This is a genomic window from Streptomyces sp. NPDC002537 (genome assembly GCF_053594975.1).
Genome location: NZ_JBSFWT010000012.1, coordinates 23536 through 48753, shown reverse-complemented (window position 1 = coordinate 48753; position 25218 = coordinate 23536). Strand labels below are relative to the sequence as shown.

The 25218-nt window shown below is 71.8% G+C and carries 17 protein-coding genes; 10 read left to right on the top strand and 7 right to left on the bottom strand.

The features are described 5' to 3' along the window. Positions 1-41: 41 nt before the first annotated feature. Together ACWD4A_RS08350 and ACWD4A_RS08345 are read right to left on the bottom strand one after the other, a co-directional pair. Entirely contained in the window at positions 42-416 is a 375-nt protein-coding gene (locus tag ACWD4A_RS08350; RefSeq protein ID WP_451191009.1) for an SDR family NAD(P)-dependent oxidoreductase, read from the bottom strand. A gap of 83 nt (positions 417-499) precedes the next feature. After that, the gene (locus ACWD4A_RS08345) at positions 500-1069 is read right to left on the bottom strand and encodes a TetR/AcrR family transcriptional regulator (RefSeq protein WP_451191006.1); all 570 of its coding nucleotides are present in this window, start codon (positions 1067-1069) and stop codon (positions 500-502) included. Positions 1070-1252: 183 nt separating this feature from the next. Between ACWD4A_RS08345 and ACWD4A_RS08340 the strand changes: the two genes are divergently transcribed. The 7 genes from ACWD4A_RS08340 (at position 1253) to dhaK (ending at position 7963) form a co-directional block, all read left to right on the top strand. Further along, the gene (locus tag ACWD4A_RS08340; protein ID WP_451191004.1) at positions 1253-1696 is read left to right on the top strand and encodes a hypothetical protein; all 444 of its coding nucleotides are present in this window, start codon (positions 1253-1255) and stop codon (positions 1694-1696) included. A 55-nt stretch (positions 1697-1751) separates the two neighbouring features. Then, entirely contained in the window at positions 1752-3635 is a 1884-nt protein-coding gene (locus ACWD4A_RS08335) for a ricin-type beta-trefoil lectin domain protein (RefSeq protein ID WP_451191001.1), read from the top strand. 80 nt (positions 3636-3715) lie between these two features. Next, on the top strand, positions 3716-4348 hold the full coding sequence (locus tag ACWD4A_RS08330) for a TetR/AcrR family transcriptional regulator (protein ID WP_451190998.1): 633 nt from the start codon (positions 3716-3718) through the stop codon (positions 4346-4348). A 117-nt stretch (positions 4349-4465) separates the two neighbouring features. Further along, on the top strand, positions 4466-4915 hold the full coding sequence (locus tag ACWD4A_RS08325) for an ester cyclase (protein ID WP_451190995.1): 450 nt from the start codon (positions 4466-4468) through the stop codon (positions 4913-4915). 54 nt (positions 4916-4969) lie between these two features. Further along, positions 4970-5887, top strand: a complete 918-nt coding sequence (locus tag ACWD4A_RS08320; RefSeq protein WP_451190992.1) for a ribosome-inactivating family protein — start codon at positions 4970-4972, stop codon at positions 5885-5887. A 9-nt stretch (positions 5888-5896) separates the two neighbouring features. Next, complete coding sequence (locus ACWD4A_RS08315) at positions 5897-6697, top strand: helix-turn-helix domain-containing protein (protein WP_451191137.1); 801 nt, start codon at positions 5897-5899, stop codon at positions 6695-6697. Between the two features lie 279 nt (positions 6698-6976). Then, on the top strand, positions 6977-7963 hold the full coding sequence (gene dhaK, locus ACWD4A_RS08310; protein WP_451191135.1) for a dihydroxyacetone kinase subunit DhaK: 987 nt from the start codon (positions 6977-6979) through the stop codon (positions 7961-7963). Between the two features lie 25 nt (positions 7964-7988). Here dhaK and ACWD4A_RS08305 read toward each other — a convergent pair whose 3' ends face one another. Together ACWD4A_RS08305 and ACWD4A_RS08300 are read right to left on the bottom strand one after the other, a co-directional pair. Then, positions 7989-12206, bottom strand: coding sequence for a hypothetical protein (locus tag ACWD4A_RS08305; protein ID WP_451190989.1), 4218 nt, complete (start codon positions 12204-12206; stop codon positions 7989-7991). Positions 12207-12209: 3 nt separating this feature from the next. Further along, on the bottom strand, positions 12210-15809 hold the full coding sequence (locus ACWD4A_RS08300) for a hypothetical protein (protein WP_451190986.1): 3600 nt from the start codon (positions 15807-15809) through the stop codon (positions 12210-12212). A gap of 317 nt (positions 15810-16126) precedes the next feature. Between ACWD4A_RS08300 and ACWD4A_RS08295 the strand changes: the two genes are divergently transcribed. After that, positions 16127-16573 (top strand): DUF6224 family protein, encoded by a 447-nt coding sequence (locus ACWD4A_RS08295; protein ID WP_451190983.1) that lies wholly within the window; start codon positions 16127-16129, stop codon positions 16571-16573. A 34-nt stretch (positions 16574-16607) separates the two neighbouring features. On the opposite strand, the gene ACWD4A_RS08290 is transcribed toward ACWD4A_RS08295, so the two are convergent. From ACWD4A_RS08290 to ACWD4A_RS08280, 3 genes are all read right to left on the bottom strand, one after another. Continuing rightward, positions 16608-17720 carry a baeRF2 domain-containing protein gene (locus ACWD4A_RS08290; protein WP_451190980.1) on the bottom strand — a complete coding sequence of 371 codons (1113 nt, stop codon included), beginning with the start codon at positions 17718-17720 and terminating at the stop codon, positions 16608-16610. Positions 17721-17824: 104 nt separating this feature from the next. Then, entirely contained in the window at positions 17825-19228 is a 1404-nt protein-coding gene (locus ACWD4A_RS08285; protein ID WP_451190977.1) for an NADP-dependent succinic semialdehyde dehydrogenase, read from the bottom strand. A 91-nt stretch (positions 19229-19319) separates the two neighbouring features. Next, positions 19320-20687, bottom strand: a complete 1368-nt coding sequence (locus tag ACWD4A_RS08280) for an MFS transporter (protein WP_451190974.1) — start codon at positions 20685-20687, stop codon at positions 19320-19322. 532 nt (positions 20688-21219) lie between these two features. On the opposite strand from ACWD4A_RS08280, the gene ACWD4A_RS08275 reads away from it, so the two are divergent. Beyond that, entirely contained in the window at positions 21220-21861 is a 642-nt protein-coding gene (locus ACWD4A_RS08275) for a DedA family protein (RefSeq protein WP_451190971.1), read from the top strand. A 553-nt stretch (positions 21862-22414) separates the two neighbouring features. Then, positions 22415-25156 (top strand): AAA family ATPase, encoded by a 2742-nt coding sequence (locus ACWD4A_RS08270; RefSeq protein ID WP_451190967.1) that lies wholly within the window; start codon positions 22415-22417, stop codon positions 25154-25156. The last annotated feature ends 62 nt before the right edge of the window (positions 25157-25218 follow it).

Here is a 25218-nt window from a genome sequence, read left to right as displayed (position 1 = left end):
TCGGCCCGGGGCCCGGCCGAGGTGCCGCACGAGTCGAGTTCTCAGAACATACGCGGTTGACCGTTGGAAGCGCCGAGCCCGCCGTCTATGGGAATATGGGCCCCGTTGCCCCCGTCGACATCGACCGCGAAGACGTGGCGCCAGGTGGCGGTATCGGTGTGCTCGACGGTCCCGGGCACCCCGATGCCCGCGTTGTTGACCAGCACGTCCAGACGGCCGTATTCCCCGGCCACACCCGTGATCAGTGCGGTGATCGCGGGAGCGCCGGCGACAGTCGTCTTCAGCTTGTCCTCGGTCCGCCCGACGGCGATCACCGTGGCGCCTTCGCGCCCGAGGCGATACGCGGTGGCGGCGCCGATGCCGGACCCACCACCGGTGACGACCACGACCTTGTCGGCGAATCGGTTCCCGTCCACAGCCTCTCCCCATCGGTATGTGATGGCGCGTCACGACAGCGGGCGTAAAGGACACCGATGGGACTCGCTCGCCCCACACCCGCTCACCGGCCGTCCGTGGCCAGGGACTTGAGCTCGTCCAGCGTCTCCCGCATCAACTGTGCCATCTCACGCTCCTCACCCGGCGCGATCCAGTGTCCGAAGCCGACCTTGAAGACGACGATCCCCGCCTCGGCGGTCAGGGTCGCGGCCGGCTCCGCGACACCGCGTCGGCGCAGAGCCTCGGCGAACGCGGCCGACAGCTTGGCGAGCTTGATCAGCTCGCGCTCCTGGAGTTCCGCGTTCGCCGCGATCACGGTCTGTCGCTGCCGCGCGGCCTCGCGGCGGTCGGCGAACATCCCGGAAACCGCTTCGAGCCCCGCCACCAGCATGTCGACAGGCGCCGCGGACCGCGGGGCGTCGGTGACCGCCTGTACGAAGAGCTCCCGCATCGCGGGGGCTCCCGCGAACAGCACCTCGCGCTTGTCGGTGTAGTGCCGGAAGAAGGTCCGCTCCGTGAGTCCGGCCCGTTTGGCGATCTCCGCCACGGTGGTCTGCTCGAACCCGAGCTCACTGTAGAGCTCCAACGCGGCCTTCGCCAGCCGCCCGCGCGCGTTCGGCTCCCATCTGCCCATGGGGAGAATTTTACGCGATGACAGCCGATGACATCAGGTGTAGCGTCGGTAGCGTCAGATGGCATCAACTGACTTCTGTAGTTGAGGAGTTGAACTCATGCGCATCTTCGCGACCGGGCGTGTGGGCCCAGCATCGTCAGGAACTCGCACACCGCTCTCACCGACCGGGAAGGACGTGCAGCCATGAAGTCGGCCCTGCGCACCGGAGTTGCCGCCGCGGTGGTGGCCGCAGCCCTCGCCGTGGTCGTCCCGTCCGCCGACGCGGCCGGTACCAAGAACGAGCAGGCGGTGAACGCCTCGTGCCGCGTGCGCTCCGTCGCGGCCGACGCCGCCGACCAGGCGATGGCCGTCCGTGCACCGGCGAACCCGACCAGGATCAGGGCCGCCGCGTACAACCAGGCCCGCAGCATCCTGGCCAGGGCCGGCAGCGATACCGCCGCCAAGTCGCACCCCGTCCACGGCACGGGCGACGTACCGGTCGGCTACGGCACCAACCTGCTGGCCTGCTCGCGCGACGAGTTCCGGGCCAAGGACAAGAACGCTCCGATCAAGAGGTCGGGCATGACGCCCTACCACTACGTGGCCATCCACGACGCGGCACGGACCATGGGCATCGACCGCTGGTGACTGGCTGCCGGGCCCGCCCATGGGCGCGGGGCCGACGCGAGAGGACCGATCATTCGTGAGAGACAACCATCCGACGACGCGACACCGATTACGGCGGTGGACCACTGCTGTGGTCGCCGTCCTGAGCGTGCTGGCGGCACTGGTCACAAATCTGGCACTGACCGCCACGGTGGCGCAGGCCGTGAACGGCGACGGCACCTCGCCGTTCGCCACGTACAACATGCACGGCTCCGACAACGGTTCACGCTGGACCTCGGAGGTCGCGCCGCTGGCCGCGACCAATTCGCTGGTGGCGCTGCAGGAGGCAGGTGCCGGGCCGCCGCTGCCGGCGCACGACAACGACCGCAACGAGTTCCGCCAGATCCGGCTCACGCCGAACCGTGCCCCGCAGCCCAGTTCTGTCCAGCGGGTGACCTGGGCGGGCGGTCCGAACGGCAGCAACCGGTATGTGTACTTCCTGCAGACCGACCCGCGCCGGGTCGCCGGTACGAACCAGGACACCTGGGACGGCGGCCAGATGAACCTGGCGTTCGTCACCGACACTGTCGCCGATGACGTCCGCGTGCTGGAGAACCCGTCCTACAACCCGGACCCCAACGCCCCCAACAACCGCTACCGGGCCCGCCCCTTGCTCGGCCTGCGGTTCGGCAACACCTGGTACTGGAACACCCACGCCCGCGGCGAGGACGTGGTTCGGCAAGGCACTCGCCCCGGACTGCTCGACCAGGTCCGCGACTTCGCGGCCACCGACGGCCGTAACTGGGTCCTGGCCGGCGACTTCAACGTCAACATCCTCAACCGGTCCAACGATGATGCCCGTAACCAGTCGCTGCGTCTGCGCGCGAACGAGACCCTGCTGCGCACGGGTCAGGCGACGCACCTCGGTGACACCCCCAGCGAGCTGGACTACGCCATCACGCGCGGCGTGCCGGGCGGGTTCACCGCGACCGTCCCCCGGGGTGGCGGATCCGACCACGTGCCCGTGGAGTTCGCCCGCACCCCGCCGCCCGTGCGGGCGCCGCTCCCGTCCCATGTCTTCCGCAGCGTGCTGGCCGCCCCGACCGGCGGTCTGCTGCAGGAGAACCCGAACCGCTCCATCGGCATCGGGGACGCCCGCTACAACAGCGGCCAGACCTTCCAGATGTTCACCACCGACGCGCTCACCCACTACCTGCGGAACGTCACGACAGGGGACTGCATCGCCATCGCGCCCAGCGCCCGCCGGGACGCATCCACCCCCGTCGTCGCGGGCAAGTGTGACGATCCGCGCGCGCAGTGGACCATCGCCCACCTCGACGACCCCCCGGCATGGAACGACGACAACGGCGGACCGCAACGCTGGCGCAACGTAGCCGTCCCCGGTCTCTGCCTCACTCCGAACGGCACGACGGTGACCGCCGCCCCGTGCACCGCGAGCACCGCGCAGCTGTGGTGGGACAACGCCACCTCCCCTCCCACCGGCTGGCAGACGACGGGCGACAACGTGCGCGTGGAATCCTCATTCTTGGGGGGCCGGTTGTACCGGCTCGGCAAGGTGCCCGGGACCGGCGTCTACACCCAGCCCACACCGCCCCGCTCGTGGTGGATCTACTGGCTGCTCTGGGAGCGCAAGGACTACGGCTGGAACGTCCAGCGGATCAGCCGGGACGACAACCTGGTCCGGTTCCAGAGCCTGGACGGCGACAACCTGTGCCTGGGCAGCCGGGACGTCCACGCCAGCACACAGACAGACGCCATGATCTACAAGTGTGACGATGCCCGCGGCGTCGCCGGAGCCGGCCAGCGCTGGCTGGCCGAGGCATACCCGGACGGCAGTGTCCGCTACCGCAACGAGGCCAACCACCTGTGCCTGCTGGCGCCCGACGCCGACCACGGCGCCGTCCGCCTCTACAAGTGCCAGGACATCCCGGCCGAACGCTGGAACACGGTCAGCCCCTGAAACCCACCGGGCTGCCTGGAGTCGGGCCATTTCAAACGGCTGCTTGACAATGAAGTCAAGCAGCCGTTTGAGTTTCGTCCGTGAGGACAGAGGAGACGGATCTGCGCCGGCAGGCGGGCCGGCGCACACGGGACGGCCTGCTCGCGGCTGCGCTGGAGCTGCTCGCGCAGCGGGGGCAGGAGGGTGTGACCCTCCGCGAGATCGCGCAGAACGCCGGAGCCAATGTCGCCGCGGTGAGTTACCACTTCGGTTCGCTGAAGGCGCTCTGCGACGCGGCGATCGAGCACGCCCTGGAGCGGTATCTGGATGCGCAGATCCAGGCACTCGCCCCCCTCGGCCCCGGCTCGACGCTGGGCGAGCTGGCCGCCGCGTTCGCCCGGCCGATGGTGCGCGCCCTCGCGGCCGGGGGACGGGATCTGACCCTCATACGGACCGTGGCGCGCGTCGGCATCGATCCGCCCCAGGGGTGGGAGCGACTGACCGGCAAGTTCGAGCGGACCCGCGCCGAGGCCCTGCGGGTGCTGACGGCGAACCTTCCCGGAGTCGACGAGCAGGAGCTGATCTTCCGTACGCGCTGCGCGGCCGGACTGCTGAACTGGCTGGCGCTGGCGCCCATCGGTGCCGAGCTGGCACCCAAGTCCACCGAGGAGATAGAGCAGTTGCTGGTTCCCGTGGTGGCCGGCGCACTCCGCGGACACCCGAACAGCGCCTGATCAGGCGGGACTTCGCCGGGCTCAAAAGAATTCACATGACTGCTTGACAGTGCCCGGACGCCTGCCAACAATCTCAATCAAGCGTTTGAGTAACATTGTCGGAAGGGGGAAAGTGTCATGACCGACGACGCGGAAGCGGTGGTCCGGGCCGCGTATCACGCGGCCGAGGGCAGCGTCCTGGACGTTGAGGGGTTCACGGCACTGTTCGCCGAGGACGGCGTGTTCAACAACGTCGTCGCCGGAGAGAGCTACCGGGGCGAGCACTTGGGCGACCAGGTCGTCTTCATGGGCGAGCTGGCGCCCGATGTCCACCGCGAGCTGCACAGGTTCCATGTCATGGGCAACACCGTCGCCGTCGAGCTGACGATCCAGGGCAGCTTCACCGGGCCGTTCGAGACGCCTGCCGGGGTCATCCAGCCGACCGGCGCCAAGCTCGACATCCCGACGGCCGACTTCTGGTACGTCGAGGACGGCAAGATCAAGGAGTTCAACTGCTACGTCGGCGTGAGCGTCATGCTCGCCCAGCTCGGCGTGCAGCCGGACTTCACCTCCGCCATGACGAGCTGAACCGTCCCAGCCGGTCATGGAGTTGACGCTGTGACACACAACCGAAGAGACGCCGTGACCGGTCGTGGCCGGTTACGGCGGGCACTGCTCTCTCTGGCCATGTCCCTGGCCGTCGTGCCCGGCCTGCTCTCCACTGCCGGGCCGGCCGCGGCGCACACCGGGGACGGGTCGGTCAACCATGTCTGGCTGGATCTGGGGGACGCGCCCAGCAGTCAGCAGACGATCGCCTACTCCACGTTTCTGGCCAGCCTGCGCGCCGCGGTCTCCGACAGCTGGCGGGACGGTACGCCGTACACGCAGAACACCTCCCAGGGGGAGGGGATCGTCCGGGTCTCGCTGTCGGCCCATGACGACAGCGGCCGCAGACGGGCCGTGGACCTGTGGGTCCAGCCGGACAACCTGTACGTCGTCGGATACTCCCCGCAGGGCAGCGGGATCTCGTACACCTTCAACGACGCCAGCTTCAACCGCGCCCCCATCGACACCTCCCTCACCAACCTGCCTTTCGGGGGCAACTACCAGGCTCTCGTGCAAGCGGCCGGACGTGACCGCTCCAGCATTCCGATCTGGTGGAACGACATCCGGGCGTCCGTCCTCCAGCTCGCCAACCAGACCTCGGCCAACACCAACACCCAGAACACTGCCCGCTCCCTGATGCTGCTCATCCAGATGACATCGGAGGCTGCCCGCTTCAACGACCTCGAAGGGGTCTTCCGTGCCGCGGTCGGTGACTGGGGCCGGGGTACCAACGGCCTGCCGCCGTGGCAGCAGAACCTGGAGAACAACTGGGGCGTCCTGTCCAACTTCTACTGGAACCTCGTGGGGGCGGGCAACACCTCGACCCCGACCGTCCCCTACATTCCCGGCATCGGGACGATCGAGAACACGTCCCAGGTCCGGCGGTACGTACGCGTCCTGCACACCTTCAACGCCGGCTGGAACCAGCCCAACCCCTCACGCGACGAACTCTGACCATCCCGGCTGGAGGCGGAGGCGGCGCGGGTGTCGCGCACGGCCGGGCTGATCGAGCGGTCCCCGCGCGCGGAGGCGCAAGTGGCAGTGGGAGTCCAGGTGTCCGGCCGCGCCGTGCTGGTGCAGGACGGGCGCCGGGCGGAGGCGGCGGAGGGCGGCCTCGTGCTGTACGACATGGCACGGCCGTACTCCTTGCACTACCCGGAACGCTTCCGCTCCCACGTGTTCCAGGTGCCGCACAGGCTGCTGGGGGTGGCGGAGGGCAGCATCCGGCAGGCGGCCGGGACGGCCGTCACCTCCGCCGAGGGCTTCGGGTCCGTCCTGCTGCCTTTCCTCGGCACACTCGCCGCCTCCGCGCACTCCTGCCCCGCCTCCGTCGGCGACCGGCCGGCCGGCAGTGTCGCCGATCTCCTCGGCACGCTCATCGCCCAGCTCACCGGGCGGACGGCCGCCGACGTCCATACCCCGAACGACCATTTCGTCCTGCGCATACGGGAACACATCGACCGTCACCTCGGCGATCCGGGGCTCTCTCCGGAGGCCATTGCCCGCGCGCACCGCATCTCGGTGCGTTATCTGCACCGGCTCTTCGAGGGAGAAGGGGTCACCGTGGGCCGGCTCGTCCAGCAGCGCCGGCTGGAGGCCTGCGCCGGGGAGCCGGCCCGGCGCAGCCGCACCGCTCCGACGGTGTCGGCGGTCGCCCAGCGGTGGGGATTCGTCAATCCCGCGCACTTCAGCCGGGCCTTCCGCGCCGCCTACGGGATGTCCCCGCGCGAGTGGCGCGCGCTGCGTACGGCCGACGGGATCTGACGGTCTGTCACTCCGTGCGCGGTCGGGCCAGGCCCATCCCTCTCCACCTGACGCAGGGCTTCCTTGACGCGGAGTCCTCGAAGCGATCAACCTCGGTATCGCACGATCATCACGTCGGGTAACCCCCCAAAGCTGATTACCAGTCAGCAAAGTCGGCAAGAGGTCGGCATCGGTACCGCCAGAGACCGCCAAGTCCAACTAACCTGTTCAGCACCGCTGACCTGTGGAAACGCGGGTCACAGGCCTGACTTCCCATCACCCCAGGAGCCCACCGTGAAGATGCTCGTCAACACCCCCGAGACCGTCGTCGCCGATGCCCTGCGCGGTATGGCGCTCGCGCACCCCGAGTTGGCCGTGGACGTCGAGGGGCGGGTCGTCATGCGGCGGGACGCGCCCGTCGCGGACAAGGTGGCGTTGGTGTCGGGCGGGGGGTCCGGGCATGAGCCGCTGCACGGGGGGTTCGTGGGGTACGGGATGCTGGACGCGGCCTGCCCCGGTGAGGTGTTCACGTCGCCCGTGCCGGATCAGATGGTGCGCGCGGCGGCCGCCGTGGACAGTGGACGGGGCGTGCTGTTCGTCGTGAAGAACTACACCGGTGACGTGCTCAACTTCAACATGGCCGCCGAGCTGGCGGAGGACGAGGGCATCCAGGTCGCGAGCGTGCTCGTCAACGACGACGTGGCCGTGACCGACAGCCTCTACACGGCCGGGCGCCGCGGCACCGGCGCCACCCTCTTCGTGGAGAAGATCGTGGGCGCGGCGGCCCAGGAGGGGGCGCCCCTGGAGCGGGTGGCGGCCGTCGCCCGGCGGGTGAACGAGTCCTCGCGCAGCTTCGGCGTGGCACTGGCCGCCTGCACCACCCCGGCCAAGGGCAGCCCGACCTTCGAACTTCCGCCCGGGGAGCTGGAGCTGGGGGTCGGCATCCACGGCGAGCCCGGCCGGGAGCGGCGGGCCATGATGACGTCCGGTGAGATCGCGGACTTCGCCGTGGACGCGGTGCTGACCGACCTCCGGCCGACGGGCCCGGTGCTGCTGCTGGTCAACGGCGCGGGCGCGACGCCCCTGCTGGAGCTGTACGGCTACGCCGCGGAGGTGCACCGGGTGCTGGCCGCCCGCGGGGTGACGGTCGCCCGGACGCTCGTGGGCGACTATGTGACGTCGCTCGACATGGCGGGTGCCTCGGTGACGCTGTGCCAGGCCGACGAGGAGCTGCTCCGGCTGTGGGACGCGCCGGTGCAGACGCCGGGCCTGCGCTGGGGCCGCTGAACGCGGCCCGCCCGCCGTAAGGGCCTCACTCCTGGAGGACGATCCGCCCGAACAGGGACGTGGTCAGGGCGAAGTGGTCGGCGTGCACGATCCGGTGGCCGACCGGCAGCGCCGTGCCGCCCGCGGTGACCGTCCCGGTGGCCGTGGTCCTGTCGCTGAGGTAGGTCTCGTACTCCTCGATCGCGAGCCGGAACGAGGACAGTTGCGGGAGCTGCGGGGCCGGCGGGGCGAGGTCGCCGGCCCAGACGAAGCCGGTGCCGCGCGCCGTACAGGTGAGTTCGAGCGCGGCGCCGGTGTCGGTCCAGTCGAGCTCGCCGCCGGTCAGGGGCCGCTGCTGGACGGAGGCGAGGACCCGGCGGCTCGCGGCCGCGCCGGGCAGGCCGGCACCGGCCCGCTTGCCGACCGCGGTCGAGGTGGCCGGTCCGCTCAGCTCGATGTGGAACCGGCCGTCCGCCGTCATGGCCGCGCCGACCGTACGGCCGGGCGCGAGCTGGCCGAACTCGCCCAGGACCACCTTGGACAGGTGGAGGGGTGCCACGGAGTACGGCTGGTAGCGGGCGAGGGCGGGCCGCAGGTAGGGGAAGTAGGCGGTGCCGTCAGCGGGGTCGCCCAGGTCGACGTCGATGTCGCAGTACCAGAGCTTCTGCCGCGGGTCGAAGACGGGGGTGAAGGCCACGACCGTGACGGACGCCGGGGCACCGCCCACGAGTTCGGCCGTCACCACACCGGTGGCGGTGAGCGTGGCGTTGGGGAAGTTGGCCGGGGTGAGGTGAGGCAGCGCGGTGGCGTCGGCCCCCACGGGGTCGGCACCGCAGCGGGTGACGAGCTCGTCGGGCAGGGTGGTGCCCGGGTCGAGCACGAGGGCGAGGAGTTCGTCGTCCCCCGAGGAGAACCAGGGGCGTTCGAGGTAGACGCGCAGGCCCGCACGGTGGCGGTTCCTGGTCACCCGGTGCTGGTCGTGGTCGACGGAGCCGTCCCAGCGGAAGGTGGGCACGAGGTGGCTGACCAGGGGTGGTTCGGGCCGGCGTGAGCTGGGGACGGGCCAGCCCCGGCCGGTGGGTCCGGCGCCCGCGGGCCCGACCCGGGTGATCAGCTCGGGCCGGTCGGTGATCGCGGGGTGGAAGTACTCGCGGAACCGGGTGGTGGCGGTGGGGGTGTAGGTGATGTTGCGGTGCCGGGTGTCGCGGAACTCGTGGCGGACGCCGAACAGGGGGTGATCGTCGTCGGCGGGCCGGAGGGTGAGTTCGCCGACGTGGGCGTGGCCGGTGATCTGCTGGGGGGCGTCCTGGGTGATGTCGTCGGACCACTCGGTCCAGGCCGCGTCGACGTCGATCCGGCCGGTGCTCTTCGCGTGGGAGTGCACGTTCCCGAGGAGACCGGCGAAGGTCTGCTCCGCGGCGCGGGCGAAGGCGAGGTCGCCGAGCACGGGCCGTTCCAGGGGCTTCTCGACGGCGTGCACCAGGGTGAGTTCCACCCATGGGGTGATCATCCAGTTCTCGCCGTCGGCGGAGGCGGCCGTCAGTTCGTCCTTCTTCTGCTGCGGCAGTCCGGTCGTGGGGTCGTTCCACAGGGCGGATCCGGTGAGCAGTTGCCAGGCGCGGAACGTGTCGAGGTCCGAGGCGGCGATCCGGCAGCTCATGCGGACCGTCGCGAATTCCGCCTTGGGCAGGAAGACGGTCAACTGGCGGCCGATCAGGGACAGCTCGGGCCTGCCGGTGCCCTCCTCGATGCGCAGCCGCAGCGGCTGTGCCTGGGGCCAGGGGCCGGGGAAGTCGTAGGTCTCGTTGGGTCGCCCGCCGGGCAGGCCGCGGAAGGAGACGCCGCGGACGAGGGCGTCGGGCAGGTAGGGCAGCAGCAGTTGGCCGGCGTCGTGGACGACGTACTCGCCGGGCTGGAGTCCGGCACCGCGGGCCACGGGGAGTTCGGTCAGCGGCACGGTGTCGTGCACGTTGTGCTTGGCGACGTGGATCTCGCCGAAGAACTTGAGGTCGCGGGTGAGCGCCGGGTCGTCGGGGAAGCTGACCACGGTGTCGAGGTACGTCCCGGCCTCGCGGGACGCCGACGCGAAGTACTGGCGGCGCAGCGCGGCGGGTTTGCCGGGGCCGAAGGCGGCGTCGTACATGCCGTGCTGTTCGGCCATCTGGAGCGAGGTCTTGGGCGGGCTGACGTGCCGCTCGTCGAAGGAGCGGTAGCGCCGGTCGAGCCCGTCGACGGGCGAGCGCATCCCGTGGTCGGGGACCTCGGCGTTCCGCCGCAGTGCCCACAGGACGGGTGGGACCGGTGTGCCGTCGTCCTCGACGGTGGAGCGGAGCACCAGCCGGGGCTCCGACTCGCCTTCCAGGAAGGGCCATCGGGGCACGATCACGGGGGGCGGTACGGGTTCCCAGCGGCTGTAGGTGAGGGGTGCGGTGACGGTGCCCTCGGCTCCGGCGGGGTCGGTGTCGGGTCCGAGACTGTTCCCGGCGAGGTCGGTGAGGCGGGCGCGCAGCCGGTAGGTGCGGCGGTAGCGCAGGGGCGGGAGGGTGCCTTCGGTGGGCCGGAAGCGGGCGTCGAGGGGGAAGTCCGCGGAGACCTCCGGGTCGGGGATCTGCGGCCGGTCGTCGGCGCCGATGGTGCGGCCGGGCGGTGGCGCGGCGAGGGACCAGCCGTGCCAGCCGAACAGTGCCTGGTGGACGTAGAGCTGGTCGGTGCGGGCGGCGTCGTGCGTCACCGCGCTCGCCTTGACGTGGCCTTCGTCGGGGGCCACGGAGATCGGCACGGGTGTCTGCCCGGACCGCCGGACGGCGTAGCTGCCGGTCCGTGCGCACAGCGGGTGCCAGGCGGTGACGCGGCCGGTCGTGTCGTCGACCGTGCCGACGTCGACGCGGTAGCCGCGGACGAGGTGCGAGGCGTCGAGCAGGGCGGCGGGGACGGCGGTGCCCGGCCCGGGACCGGGGCCGACCCCGGCGGTGTGCCGTGCGTCGTCCTCCAGCTGCTGGGCGAGCGCGGCGTCGCGGCCTTCGAGGAGAACGGTGATCCCGGCGCCGTGCAGGGCGGGCAGGGCGGAGGCGTCGGGGGCGACGGAGCCGGGCCCGGCCGGGTCGCCGGGGCGGGGCTGCGTCTGGTCGACGATCCGGGCGAACTCGACGAACTTCATGGCCGCGCCGTCGACGTCGAGGTCGGTGAGGTGCACGGCGCTCGTGCCGAGCCCGAGCATCCTGCGGCCGTACGGCCCGGTGTCGTCCGCGTACGGCTCGCAGCGCGCGCCGGGGACGTAGCGGAGCTTCGTCCGGGGCCGCAGGCTCTCGTCGGTGTCGAGCCCGCCCTGGGGGGCGGCGAAGACCACGCGGGCCTGCCAGGTGTCGGCGAGGCCGGGCGGCGGGGTGACGAGGACGTCGACGGCGAGGCCGAAGCGGCGCAGCAGTTCGGGGTAGTCGGCGAGCAGAGCGCAGGCCGCGTGGAAGTCGAGGTCGGGCCGCTCGGGCGGGGCGGCGGGGGCGGCGGTCTGCTCGGCGGCGGTCGGGGGGCCGGTGCGGCGGTCGTAGAAGCGGTAGAGCTCGGCGAAGTTGAGCGTGTCCTTGTCGGCGAGGTAACCCTGCTGGGACCGGTCCATGTAGCTGGGCCGGTAGGGGTTGGCGGGGTCCGCCGCGTGGATGATCACGCCGCCGTTCTGGATCAGTGTGTCGAGCCGGTGGTAGGTGGAGTCGACGGCTCTGGCAAGGTTCCTGATGTTCAGGGTGAGGGGGCCGAGGAGGTCGAAGAGGTCGGGGAGGTCCCAACTGGGCGGTGGGGGCGGGCCCTCGCCGAGGCCCTGGCCGCCGCTGCCGCCGGGGAAGGCGCGGCTGCGGGCGGTGCTGGTCACGGCGATCTGGTAGAGGTTGTCGATCTGCCCGTGGACGGCCTTGCTGGGGAAGGAGCGGAGCGTGGGGGGCGTGCCCTGTGCGAGCAGGCCCGGCTGTGTGGGGTCCTTGACCTTGGTGTCGGGCCGGAAGAGCGCCTTCCACAGGCCGCTGTCGGGGGGCGGGTAGCGGTCGGCGCGGACCCGGGCGGGCACGGCGGTGCCCGGGGTGGCGGCGTCCGGGGCGAACTCCACCTGGAGCGCCTTGACGTACGCGGCCAGGGTCGTCGGCCAGTCGAGGAAGCCCGGGAAGGCGCCGAGGGCCGTGCCGCCGGTGAGGCGGGGGCTGACCAGGACGGTCAGTTGGAGCGTGCCGTCGGCGGCCACTCCGTCGGGCAGGACGGTCCACCGGATCGTCTCGGGCATGGCTCAGCTCACCTCCGCGAACGCGGTGCAGTATTCGTCGACGGGAACGCGCTGTTCGCCGGTGACGGGGTCGGGGTAGGGCGCCATCATCTCGGCGAAGGTGGGCGGCCGTACGGGCTGCGCCGCGTCGGGCAGCGCCGCGAAGGTGGTGGGCCCGGAGCCCACGAACCGTTTCTCGCACTCGATGGTGACCGACTGGGACCAGAAGCCGATGTGGACGCTGATGCTGATCCTGGCCCGGCCGAAGACGGTGCCGGTGCCCTGGTCCCAGGTGAGTTCGAGGCAGAGCTCGATGGACGCGGAGACGATGCCGAGGACGTCGACCTCGCCGCGGGCGCGGAAGTATCCGGTGAGGCGGGACTCGCCGGTGTCGATCTCCAGGCGGTAGTAGATGCCCGCCATCACCGACAGGCTGCCGCTGGCGACGCCGAAGTTCATGGACAGGGCGGCGCCGAACTCCAGCGCCGCTTCGAGCACGGCGATCCGCTTGGGGGTGAGGGTGATGCCGAAGAAGCCCCCGCCGCCGAGGAGGGAGACGGTGAGCCGGAAGGGCGCCTGCCGGGTGCAGAAGGAGAAGCGCGCCTCCATGGCCCGGCCGACGAACGGCAGGTCGAGGGAGGCGTCGAGCCGGAGGTTCTCCAGGCTGAACACGCCGATCGCGAGGTTGGGCAGCGGCAGCCCGTACGTGGCGGTGATGCCGCTGGGTGTGACCTGGATGCCGGGCGGGTCGCTGAAGCCGTCGAGGGGGATGAGCTGGCGCAGGGTCTCCACGAACGCCAGTGGGCCGATGAAGTGGACGCCCTTGAAGCCGACGTCGACGTCGAGCTTCTGGCCGGCCCGCGCGGTGAGGCGGATGCGGTCGAAGTCGAGTTCCAGGGCCTGGAAGACGCCGGGGATCAGGAAGAGTTTGAACTTCTCCAGGGTGCAGGTGATGTCGGCGCCGGAGGACAGGTCGGGGCGGAGCGAGCCGCGGAGGTCGACGACGACGGAGAAGCTCCCGTCGGGGTCGGGCACGAAGACGGGGCCGGTCAGGCCGGGCGGTGTCCAGGGCTGGAGCTGCGGACGCCACTCGAAGCGGGCGTTGACGGTCTCGGGGAGTTTCGCGGCTTTGGCCGCCGCCTCCACGGCCTGCCGCAGGGACAGCACTTGACCGGCCGCGCTGTTCCAGGTGGCGGCCTGCTGCTGGATGCGGGCGAGGAGGGTGCGCAGGCCCGGGTCGGCGTTCGCGGGCAGGAGGCCCACGAGGTCGGCCAGAGCGGTGGAGAAAGCGTTGAAGGCGTTGTCGACGTCCTGCATCGTGAGGGGTCCGGGCGGGTCCCCCGGCTTTCGGCCGAGTTCCTGGGCGAGGAAGTCGCCGACGGTCTTGGCGAAGGCCCGCGCGGTGTCGGCGACCTGCTGCGCGGCGCCGGGGAGCTGCCCCGTCCTGCTGAGGATCTGGTCGCGGATGCGGCGGAGGTCGGCGAGGAAGCCGGTGACGGCGTTGACGGTCTCGGTGAAGAACTGGGGGACCTTGAGGGGCTCGTCGACACCGGCGGCCTTGACGATGTCGGCGAGGGGGACGATGCCGAGGAGGTTGGCGCCGAGCAGCTTGAGGGCGTCGGAGGGGTGGAAGAACTCGTCCGGCTTGAACTGCCCGTCGGCGATCCGCTCCAGGGCGGCGGCTCCGGTGCCGATGCCGGAGACCGGTCCGGACGTGCGGGAGAGCCCCGCCACGTCGAAGCTGGGGGCGACCAGTCCGCCGGAGCGGTCGCTGTTGCCGTTGAAGTTCATGGTGAGCGTGTTGCTCGCGTCGGTGAGCAGGCTCAGGAAGACCTCGCCCTTGTTGGCCGGGCGCCCGGCGCCGTCGGCCTGGTTGAAGGCCGACTGGGCGTAGCGCTCCGCGTAGCGGACGGGCACGGTGGCGGCGGTGCCCGCGAGGTGGCTCACGGCGGGCACGGTGACGTCGGCCCAGCGCAGTTGGGGGATGAACGGGGCGTCGCCCGCCGCGAAGGCCGGTCCGAGCTTGGGCGGTGCCGCCACGCCCCATACGAGGTGGGCGACGTCGAGGCGGGTGTCGTCGGGCTTGGCGCTGGGCGCGAGGGCCACGGACTGGCCGAGCAGGGCGGCACTGATCCTGGGGGGCGGGTCGACCTGGCCGGTGGGGGCCAGGGGGTGCCGGTTGTCCTCGCCGTTGTAGCCGTTGACGACGTCGGTGAGCGGCTGCCCCGGGGTGGCGAGGGTGTCGTGGACGAACTGCAGCGGGGTGTGGAACTCGACGGACCGGCCGTCGTGGTCCACCGCGGTGACCTTGAAGCGGAACGGGTCCTCGGCGTGGGTCGCGGGGAAGAACGCCACGATGCCGGACGGCGGGTGGGCGAGGTCGGGTGTCACCAGGGTGTCGACGCGCACGCTGGTGAAGGGGAAGAGGACGTTGGTGAGGGCGCCGGAGTCCCCGGGTCCGGCCGGGAGCGCGGTCCCGGGGTCGTAGGTGCGCAGCGGCTGGCGGACGACGATGAACCGCCGCTGGAAGAGGTAGGCGGCCCGCGGGTCGTCGAACTTCCGCTCGGTGACCTTGACGAGTACGGCGCGGTGGCCGAAGGGGGCGAGGAAGCCCGCGTAGGTCACCCGCACGTAGTGGTCCCGGCCGAGTGCGGCGCGGTGCCGCCATTCCACGAGCGGGATGCCGGCGGGCCGGACGGCCCAGTGCCCCAGGCTGTCGAGCCAGCCGCCCATGGCCGACAGCATCAGCTTGTCGACGGCGATCGGCAGGGGGACGTAGGGCCTGCCCTGGGGGTCGGCCAGCCCGGCGCCGGAGCTGAGGTCGACGATCCAGCCACGGTCCTGCGCGGTGAGGGGCTGGTTGAAGTCGGTGGGCGCGCCCGGGTCGGCGCCCCGCTCCCGGTTCCAGACGGCGCGCGCGGTGGCGCCGGTCGACCGGGTGTGCCAGAGCTCGACCCGCTCGCCCGGGGCGGGGTCGGCGATGTCGCCCCGGTGGCTCCACCGCGCCTTCTGCGACGGGGAGAGGTAGATCCGGTAGGGCAGTTCGACGCCGGTGAAGGGGTGGGCGGGGTCGGCCAGCGGATCCTGCGGGCCGCCGGTGACCTCCGCGTCGGCGGCGGCCGTCGCGGCGAGGGCGGCCTCGGCCCCGTGGCGCGCGCCCAGTTCGGCGGTGGTGCGCAGGAGGCGGACGAGGGCGGTGGCCCGGGCGGTGTGGTCGCCGTCGGGCGGGGTGCCGGGGAGCCGGACGGCCGCGACGGGAGGGGTGTCCGGCTCGCGGGCGGCGTCGACGACCCTGAGCGGCAGCCGCCCCATGGCGTCGAGCAGCCCGCCCTCGTCGTAGTCGATGGCGTCCTGCGCGCCGACCTCGAAGACGAGCACACTCCTGCCACTGATGAGTGATTCGACGGGCAAGTCCTTTGGATCCACGTGGAGTTCGTCGTCGAATGCGTGCTCCACCACGTGCTGGGGGCCGAAGGTGACGACGAGCAGCGCGTCCTGCTGCGGATCGGCGCGGACCAGTCGCCGCGGACCGAGTCCGTCCTGGAACTTCAGGCCGGGGAAGGTGAAGGTGAGATCGAGCAGATCGGTGCCGCGCAGGACCCGGATCGGTGCAGGTGTGCTCATGACGCCCCCGCGTGGTGTGCGTTCACGGCGCTCGGGAATGCGAATTCCCGGTCCGGGCGCCGGACGCCGGACCGGGCCCGGGTGACCACTCTCCCCCTACCCCGTACGGCCCACAGCCAATTGCGCCAAATGGGTAATAGGGCTCCGGTTGTGCCGCGAGTGTACGGACGGTTCGCGAAGTGGCTTCGGGTGACACGGAAACCGGTCACCGTACCGCGGCCGGGCGGGGACGTTCCAGCACCGTGCGCGACCGTCCGCGGTCCTGCCAGACTGTGCGTGCCGCGACAAGGGCCACGGTGAGCGGGAGTTGGTACGGAGTGAGCAACAGGACGAAGCGCCCCTACACAAGGGACGAAGTGCTCCACGGCGTGGCACTGATCCAGGCGCACCTCGCGGAGGACATGGACGCGATCGCCGCCCTGCAAGGGGTGGACGAGGACGAGAAGTCGGCGCGGGAGACCGCGCGGGCCATGTTCGCGCTGGCCCACATCATCGTCTACGGGGCGGTTATCCCTCAGATGTGGGTCGTGAAGAAGGACTTCAGTTACGGGCACACCGGCAACGTGCCGGAACTCGCCCTCGCGCTGCTCTTCGTCAAGCGGATCGAACAGCGGGTGGAACTCGCCCATGTGCACCCCGTGGTGGGGGCGTTGTCGGCGGGCGATGTCATGGGGCTGATCGTGGAGTGCCTGGGGACGGAAATGGACGACGTCCCGGCGTTCCTCGACACCGTGCGCGAGCAGACGTTGCGCATCATGGCCTGACGCGCGGGCGCCGCGCGTCCGGACTCAGGACCGGTCAGCCGAAGCGGCAGATGCCGCCCGTGCCCTGCGCGGGCGCGCCGGGGGTGCCGGGTTCCAGGACGCGTACGTCGGCGCCGGTGAGCAGCGCGGAGCGGACGGCGACATCGGCGAGCGGGCCGCGCACCAGGGGGCCGCCGCCGTCGGGCACGAAGTCCTCGAGGCGTTCGTGGACTTCGGTGGGCGCGGACCCGAACCAGGCCGTGCGGGAGTCCCGCGGGTCGTCGGTGACGGCCAGGGTGCCCACCCGGCCCGCGGCGAGGGCGTCGAGGGTCTCGTGCACGCCCTCCACGGCACGGCCGCCCGGCGCGCGCTCCTCCGCGAGGCGGCGCAGCAGCGCGGTGGTCTCCGCGCGGCCGGACGCGGTCGCCTCCGCCGCCACTCGGGCCGCGCGGCCGCCGCCCGAGCCGTCCTCGCTGCGGCCGCCGCCGACGTGGCCCACGGAGACGTCGCGCCGGACCCGGGCCGGGAGGTGTTTCGTCAGGTACTGCCGGGCCCGTACGTCGCCGGCCAGCAGGAGGAGGTGGGCGGAGACCTCGCGGAGCGCGTCGTCCACGGCCGCGGCGACCGCGACGGCGTTGTGCTCCCAGGAGTCCTCGGCGCGGTGCTGGAAACGCATCTGGGGCAGCCCCGGGCTCCGCCCGATCTCGTCGTCCGGTCCCGCGACGGTGCGCCGCACCGGCTCGGTGGAACCCTCGGCGTACATCAGGAGGTCGGCCCCGGAGCGGTCCACGACGGCGACCACGTGGGCGGGGTGGTCCTGGCGCCATTCCATCAGGGGCAGCAGGTGCGGGACGGTGCCGGACACGGCGAGGTCGCCGTGCCGGCCGCCGGGGAGTTCGACGACGTGCCGCACCGTGCCCTCGGCGGCGAAGGCGGCCAGCACGCCGGTGCCGTGCAGCCGGTCCTGGACCTCGGAGGTGAGCGCGTCCAGGGTGGCCCGGGGAACCCCCTCGTCCGCCAGCCGTCCGGTGAGACCGCGCCACCGGGCCTGCGTCGCCCGGGTCAGCTGGGGCAGCGGCTCACGGTCGTAGTACACCGAGAGGAACGGGCCGGGCGCGGCGAGCAGCTCGCGCAGGGTGTCGGTGCCGGTCTCCGGGGCAGTGGTCATGGGGGCTCTCCTCGGTGCGGGAGTGCGACGGTCCGCCTACCTCTTCCAGGTGACCAGATGTGGCGGCATCGTGCCATCCGTGGGAGAACCCCCGGGCGCGGCCGTCACTCGTCCGGGTCGGCGCCGTGCCACACGGTGGTGACGTTGCAGAATTCGCGGATGCCGTGGCCCGAGAGCTCGCGGCCGTAGCCCGAGCGCTTGACGCCGCCGAAGGGCAGGGCCGGGTGGGAGGCGGTCATGCCGTTGAAGAAGACACCACCGGCCTCGATGTCCCGGACGAACCGCTCCTGCTCGTCCCTGTCGCGCGTCCATACGTTGGAGCTCAGCCCGAAGGGCGTGTCGTTGGCGAGGGCCACGGCCTCGTCGAGGCCGTCCGCCCGGTAGAGCGTCGCCACCGGGCCGAACGCCTCCTCGTGGTGGATGCGCATCTCGGGGGTGATCCAGGCGAGGACCGTCGGCTCGTAGAACCAGCCCCGGGTCAGGCCGGCGGGCCGGCCGCCGCCGCACAGCACCGTCGCGCCGAGGCGTACCGCGTCGTCGACGAGCTCCTCCAGGTCGGCGCGGCCCTGCTCGCTGGCGAGCGGCCCGACGTCGGTGGTGTCGGCCATCGGGTCGCCGACGGTCAGCGCGGCCATGCGTGCCGTGAACCGCTCGGCGAACGCGTCGTAGACGTCGCTGTGCACGATGAAGCGCTTGGCGGCGATGCAGGACTGGCCGTTGTTCTGCACCCGGGCGGTCACGGCGGTCCGTACGGCCCGGTCGAGGTCGGCGGACGGGAGCACGACGTAGGGGTCGCTGCCGCCCAGTTCCAGCACGGTCTTCTTGATCTCGTCACCGGCGATCGCGGCCACCGAACGGCCCGCGGGTTCGCTCCCGGTGAGCGTGGCGGCGGCGACCCTGGGGTCGCGGAGGATGCCCTCGACGGCGCGGGAGCCCACCAGCAGGGTCTGGAAGCAGCCCTCGGGGAATCCGGCGCGGCCGAAGAGGTCTTCGAGGTAGAGCGCGGTCTGCGGCACGTTCGAGGCGTGTTTGAGCAGGCCCACGTTGCCCGCCATGAGGGCGGGGGCGGCGAAGCGGATCACCTGCCACAGCGGGAAGTTCCACGGCATGACGGCGAGGACGGCGCCCAGGGGACGGTAGTGGACGCGGGCGCGCGCGGCTCCGGAGTCCTTCACCTCGGTGTCGGAGGGCTGCTCGTCGGCCAGCAGGATCTCGGCGTGTCCCGCGTACCAGCGCATCGCCTTGACGCACTTGGCCGCTTCGGCGCGGGCGGCGGCCAGCGGTTTGCCCATCTCGGTGGTCATGGTGCGGGCGACGGCCTCCTGGTCCTCCTCCAGGAGGTCCGCGGCGCGGCTCATCAGCCGCGCCCGTTCGGGCAGGTCGGTGGTGCGGTAGCGCCGGAACGCCGAGGCGGCGGCGGCCAGGCGCCGCTCGATCCCGTCGGCGCCGAGCTCCTCGAACGTCCTGAGCGTCTCACCGGTCGCGGGGTTCACCGTGGCGATGGGCACGGGTGTCCTCCTCATGCTCGATGCCTCGACCTTGCAGGGGTCCGTCCGGGCGCGCAAGACGTGGCGCGCCCGGGTGCCGGGTCACGAGGGTTCAGCGGGGCGGCTGTTCCCTCGCGTCGTCGGGGGCGCGCGGTTTCACGGCCGTGAAGCGCGGCTCCTGCGGGCCGTCGGCGAGCACCTGGCCGGGCAGCGGGGCCGCGGGGCCCGGCAGCACCGGCTCGGCGGCGGGTCTGCGGGGCAGCACCCGGGCGCGGTAGAGCCAGCTCACGGCCACCGCCGAGGCCAGTCCGAAGGCCAGGCAGCACAGCCAGGGCAGCCAGCGCCTGCCGCTGCACTCGGCGAGGTCCATCGTCCAGCCGACCACGGCGTTGCCGCCGACGGCCGCCGTCCCCGACAGCATGTAGAAGAGCCCGAAGTACGTGCCGGTGAGCCGCTCGCGCCCGAACCGCGGGATGACCTCCATCGCCGACGGATAGGCGATCATGCCCCCGGCGTAGAGCAGCAGCGCGCCGGTGATCATCACGGCGAGGCGGGGGACGCCCTGCTCGGGTCCGGTCGGCCGGGCGGCGGTGCAGATCAGCAGGGGCGGTACGAAGCCGAGCCCTATCAGGGCGATCCCGGTGCCCAGCCAGCGGGCGCCGCCCCCGCGCCGCTCCAGGGTCCTGGTGATCGGGAGCTGGAACAGCAGGTGGACGACGGCTCCGGAGGCCAGCAGCAGTCCGGCCGCGCCCGCCCAGCCGGACGCGGTCCGCGCCCCTTCGGGCAGCAGGACGAAGAGCTGGTTCTCCATGGTGACCATGCCGGTGGTGGCGAGGGAGAAGCACAGGAACCGGCGGTTCCCGAGGACCTCGCGCCAGTCCGCCAGGATCGTCTCCGGTACGCGGACGACCTCGCGGGTGGGGAGGGTGAGCGCCTGAGCGACCGTCAGGAGGGTGAAGAACCCGGAGACGGCCAGCGCGCAGAGCCCGAGGTCCACCAGGTACAGCAGGCTGCCCAGCAGGAGGCCGATCAGCCAGCCGCTGGTGGCGAAGACGTTGAGCAGGGCGAACGCCTCCGGCTGCCGGTCGCCCATCTCCTGGGCCACGTAGGTGCGTACGGCGGGGTAGAACAGCGCTCCCGCGAGGCTGCTGAACACCGAGGCGGCGAGCAGGAACGGCAGGGAGCTGCCGAAGGCCAGCAGGAGGAAGCTCGCGGTGCGCAGGGCGCAGCCGGTGACGATCACCGTGCGGGCCCCGAGCCGGTCGGCCGCAGTGCCGCCCACCACGAACAGCCCCTGCTGGCTGAGGTTCCGTACGCCGAGCACGAGTCCGACCAGCGCCGCCGACATGCCCAGATCCTTCTCCAGGTAGGTCGCCAGAAAGGGGATCAGGACGCAGAAACCGATGTCGATGCCGAACTGGTTGATAAATAGCAACCGCAATGCGAGAGGGAAATCCCGGACCGCTCGAAGTGTTCTCATGCGCGCCCCTGCAGCAGCCCGAGCGAAGGGGGGACGCCATGGCCGGACGGGCGGCGGGCGGCCCCGGAGGTGATGGCGGTGCGCACCACGAGGGGACGCCGTTGCGGGGGCAATACCCCTTGCTTTCAGCCCTTTTTAGGGTTGGGGCATCCCGGTGCGCGGCTCGTCGGCGCGCTGTTCCGGTCAGCGGAAGGTTGCATGCGACGACCTGGACGATCGGCCGATCATATGCTCCTGCGGTCCATGCCCGATGACCCCCGGCCCTGCCGACGAAGGAAACTTCGGCAGACACTTTAGCAAAGTGGTTCCCTTGTCAACAGGCCTGGCAAGGGAGTTGGGGACGCAGCGGGCGCTTTCGCGGGCCGGTGGATTGCGCCCCGTCTTCCCCTTCGAGAGCTGGAACTGCCGTACCGGCGAACCGGCATCCGAGCCGTCCGGGACCGCCGGACGGGCATGAACGGGCATGATCTTGGGCCGGATCGTCTACAGTCGCGTCCGCACCGCTTCTCGCGTCGTGGAGGCTTTCGGTCACGTGCTCGCTCATCCCACCGTCGGTCTGGCGGTCAACGTCCTCGACGCCTCCTCGCTGCTGTCGGCCTTCGGGGCGCTCGGCATCGCCGTGGTGCTGTTCGCGGAGACCGGCCTGCTGATCGGCTTCTTCCTGCCCGGGGATTCGCTGCTGTTCACCGCCGGCCTGCTGACGCGGTCCGGGGCGCACTCCGGGCCGCATCTGGACCTGGCGCAGGTGCTGACCGCCTCCGTCGTCGGGGCGCTGGCCGGGGCGCAGTGCGGTTACGTGCTCGGGCGCCGCGGCGGGCGCGCGCTGCTCAACCGGTCGCGCAATCGGCGGCTGCACGAAGGGGCGGCGCGGGCCGAGGAGTTGCTCGACCGGTACGGGCATGCCCGCGCGATCGTGCTGGCGCGTTTCGTGCCGGTGGTCCGCACGGTCCTCAATCCGCTCGCCGGGGCCCTGGGGGTCGCGCCGCGCACCTTCGCGGTCTGGCAGGCGGCCGGCGGTCTGGTGTGGACGGTGGGGCTCGTCCTGGCCGGATACGCGCTGGGGTCGGCCGTGCCGAACGTCGACCGTTATCTGCTGCCGCTCGTCGGCCTCATCGTGCTGCTCTCCCTCCTGCCGCTCGCGCTGGAAGTGCTGCGCGGCCGCCGCGCCAATTGACGGTCGCCATTCAGCACAGATGGCCAATCGTTTGTCAAGAGCGAGCAAAAAGTGGGCACAGTAATCCGGAATGCAAAAGTCCGATACCAGCCCTCCGGGCAGCCAACAGGTGGCACCACCACGGAGTTTGACGGGATCCGCAAAATCGGTCTAGGTTGACGGCGAGAATGGCAAACCACGCCCTGCACAGCCCGCACACATCGACGACGATGCGCGCTTCGCCTCCAGCCGGTCCCCCACCACCACGTCCGACTGCCCGCACGGGCCCCTCACGCAGTGCTCTCACGAACCGGGCAGCACGATGCCGCCCCCTAGGCCGGTGCGCCATCTCACAGGATCCGACGAGCAGTTGACGGAGTCGGCTCGCTCGATGTTCCATTCGATCTACAACGACCGCCCCACCGCTCGAACTTGCGGTCGAACAAGCGCGCGCCCTGAACGGCCACGGTTCGACTCGCCGCGGCAACGCGCAGGCAACGTGCGTCAAGTATGCCGGAGAACAGCCTGCTCGTGAAGTACCAGGCAAGCGGAAATCTCGGGGGTGCTCATCATCATGATATTCGCCGAAAGAGGAGCGGAACTAAAGATTCTCCAGGGAGCGCTTGACGAAAGTGTTTCCTGCGGAAACGGCAAAGGAACCAGAATCGTTCTCATCGAGGGTGGGGTGGCCTGCGGGAAGAGCGAGACGCTCGCCCTGATGGGCGAGCGCGCCGTGGCGGCCGGTGCGGCCGTGCTCTGCGCCGTGGGCTCTCCGGAGTCCGACGGCACGCCCTTCGGCGTCCTGCGTCAACTCCTCGACAGCCCGCCCTTCCCGGACGGCGCACGCCGGGGCCTCCGGGAGGCCGTCGACGGCGACGACCGCGCACCGGTCCCCCAGCGGTTCTCCGCGGCCCTCCGCGACCTGGCCGGTGAGACCCCGGTGGTGGTCAGCGTCGACGACCTCCAGTACGTCGACGTGGAGTCGCTGCACTGCCTCGCACACCTCGTCCACCACGCCCGGAAGAGCCGGATCCTGGTGCTCCTGGCCCAGTCCCTCGACTGCCCTCCGCTGGACCCGACGTTCGACACGGAGCTGCTCCGGCAGCCGAACTTCCGCCGGATCACGCTGGAACCCCTGGGCCCGCGGGGCGTGGCGAGCGTCCTCGCCGGGCAGCCGGACATCCCGGCGGACCCCGGACACCTGGCGGAGTTCCACGCGTACAGCGGCGGGAACCCGCTGCTCCTCAAGGCGTTGATCGAGGATCACCGCCTCTCCGAGCGCTGCCGGGAGCGGGGTGCGGTGGCCGGCGACGTCGTGCCCGGAGCCCGCTTCGGCCAGGCCGTGCTCACGTGCCTGCACCGGGGCGGCGCCGGGATGCGGGACGCCGCCACGGCGCTCGCCGTACTCGGCGGCTCCGCCCGCGCGGAGCTGCTGGGCCGACTGGCGGGCATGAACGCCGCCTCGGCGGCCAGGGCGCTGCACGCCCTGGCCGGGGCCGGGCTGACCGTGGGCCACCGCTTCCGGCACCCGCTGGCCGGGGCGGCGGTGCTCGACGGCCTCCGCCCCGCCGAACGCCGCTCGCTGCACTGCCTCGCCGCGGCCCTGCTGCACCAGGAGGGCGCGCCCGCGGCGGAGGTCGCCGCGCACCTGCTGGCCGGGCACGACGCGATCGGCCCCTGGGGTGTCGCGGTGCTCCGCGAGGCCGCCGAGGAGGCGCTCGCCGACGACGAGGCGCGGCGGGCCATCGCCTGTCTGGAACTGGCCTGCGAGGGCTGCGCGGACGATGCGCTCCGGGCGGAGATACGCATCCGGCTCGCCGCCATCACCTGGCGGATCAACCCGGTGGCCGCCGAGGAGCGCCACCTCTCCGAGCCGGTCTCCGCGCTCCTGGCCGGCCGCCTCCCGGTGGCCTCCGTCGGCCCGCTGGCGAAGCTGCTGGTCGCGCACGGCCGGCTGGACGAAGCACGCCACGCCCTCGGCCGGATCAAGGAGTTGTCCGGCCCGGAGGAACAGTGGATGGTCGAGTCCGAGTGCGAGATCCTGATGCCGTGGACCTGGCACGCGCAGGACACGGAGTGCCTCGGGGCCGCGAACGGTCCGGCCGACGCGCGGGACCCCCGGTCCGTACCGGCCGGTGCCCACGCGCACGAGTCCTCCCTCACCCGCACCGAGCACTTCCTGAAGGTGTCCCCGCTGACGGACACGACGCTCGCGCCCATCGTCACGGCCGTGAAGTCGCTGCTGTACAGCGACCGGGTGGACCTGGCGGACCCGTGGTGCACCTGGTTCCTCGAGGAGTCGGCGCGCCGTGAGGCCCCGGGCTGGCAGGCGGTCTTCGCCTCGCTGCGGGCGGAGATCGCGCTGCGCCAGGGGCGGCTGGCGGCCGCGGAGAGCCATGCGCTGCTGGCGATGCGGGCCTTCCCCGAGCGCACCGGGAACCTGTTCGTCGGCGGTCCCATGGCGAGCCTGATCCTGGCCCGCACCGCCATGGGGAAGTACGACGCGGCGGCCCGGCAGCTCAACCAGTCGGTGCCGAACGCCCTGTTCAAGACCGTGTACGGGCTCGGCTACCTCCGTGCGCGCGGCCGCTACTACCTGGCCACCAACCGCATACACGCCGCGCTCGGCGACTTCCTCGCCCTCGGCAGGCTCGCCGTCCGCTGGGGCGTCGACCGGCCCGTCCTGCTGCCCTGGCGCTCGGACGCCGCGGAGGCGTGGCTCCAGCTCTCCGAGCGCGACCAGGCGGAGCGGCTGATCGCCGAGCAGCTGCGGATGAGCGATGCCGACAACTCCCGTATCCGCGGGGTCTGTCTGCGGCTCCGGGCGACGATGGCGGACGTCGAGCGGCGGCCGCGGATGCTGGCCGGTGCCGTGGAGGCCCTGCAGCGCTCCGGGGACCGGCTCGAACTGGCCCGCGCGCTGGCCGCGCTCGGCGAGGCGCACGAGCTGCTCGGGGACTCCGCGCGGGCGGCCGTGGTGAAGGCCAGGGCCTGGCGGATGGCCAAGGAGTGCGGGGCGGAGACGCTGTGCGAGGACGTACGGCCCGATCTCCGGGACCCGCGTCCCGCGGCCGTGGCGGCCGCCCCCGACAACCGGGCGTTCCGGGCGACCGCGCGGACGAAGCTCAGCGGGTCCGAGAAGCGGGTGGCCGTCCTCGCGGCGTGCGGCTACACCAACCGCGAGATCTCGGAACGGCTCGGTGTCACGGTGAGCACCGTCGAGCAGCACCTCACCCGTGTCTACCGGAAGCTGAACATCTCCCGGCGCGAACAGCTGCCCCCGGACCTCCAGGTGACCATCGGTGAGATCGCCTGACCCGTGCCGGGGTGCGGCGGCACGGCCGCGGCACCGCGTCCACGGGGACGCGGTGCCGCGGG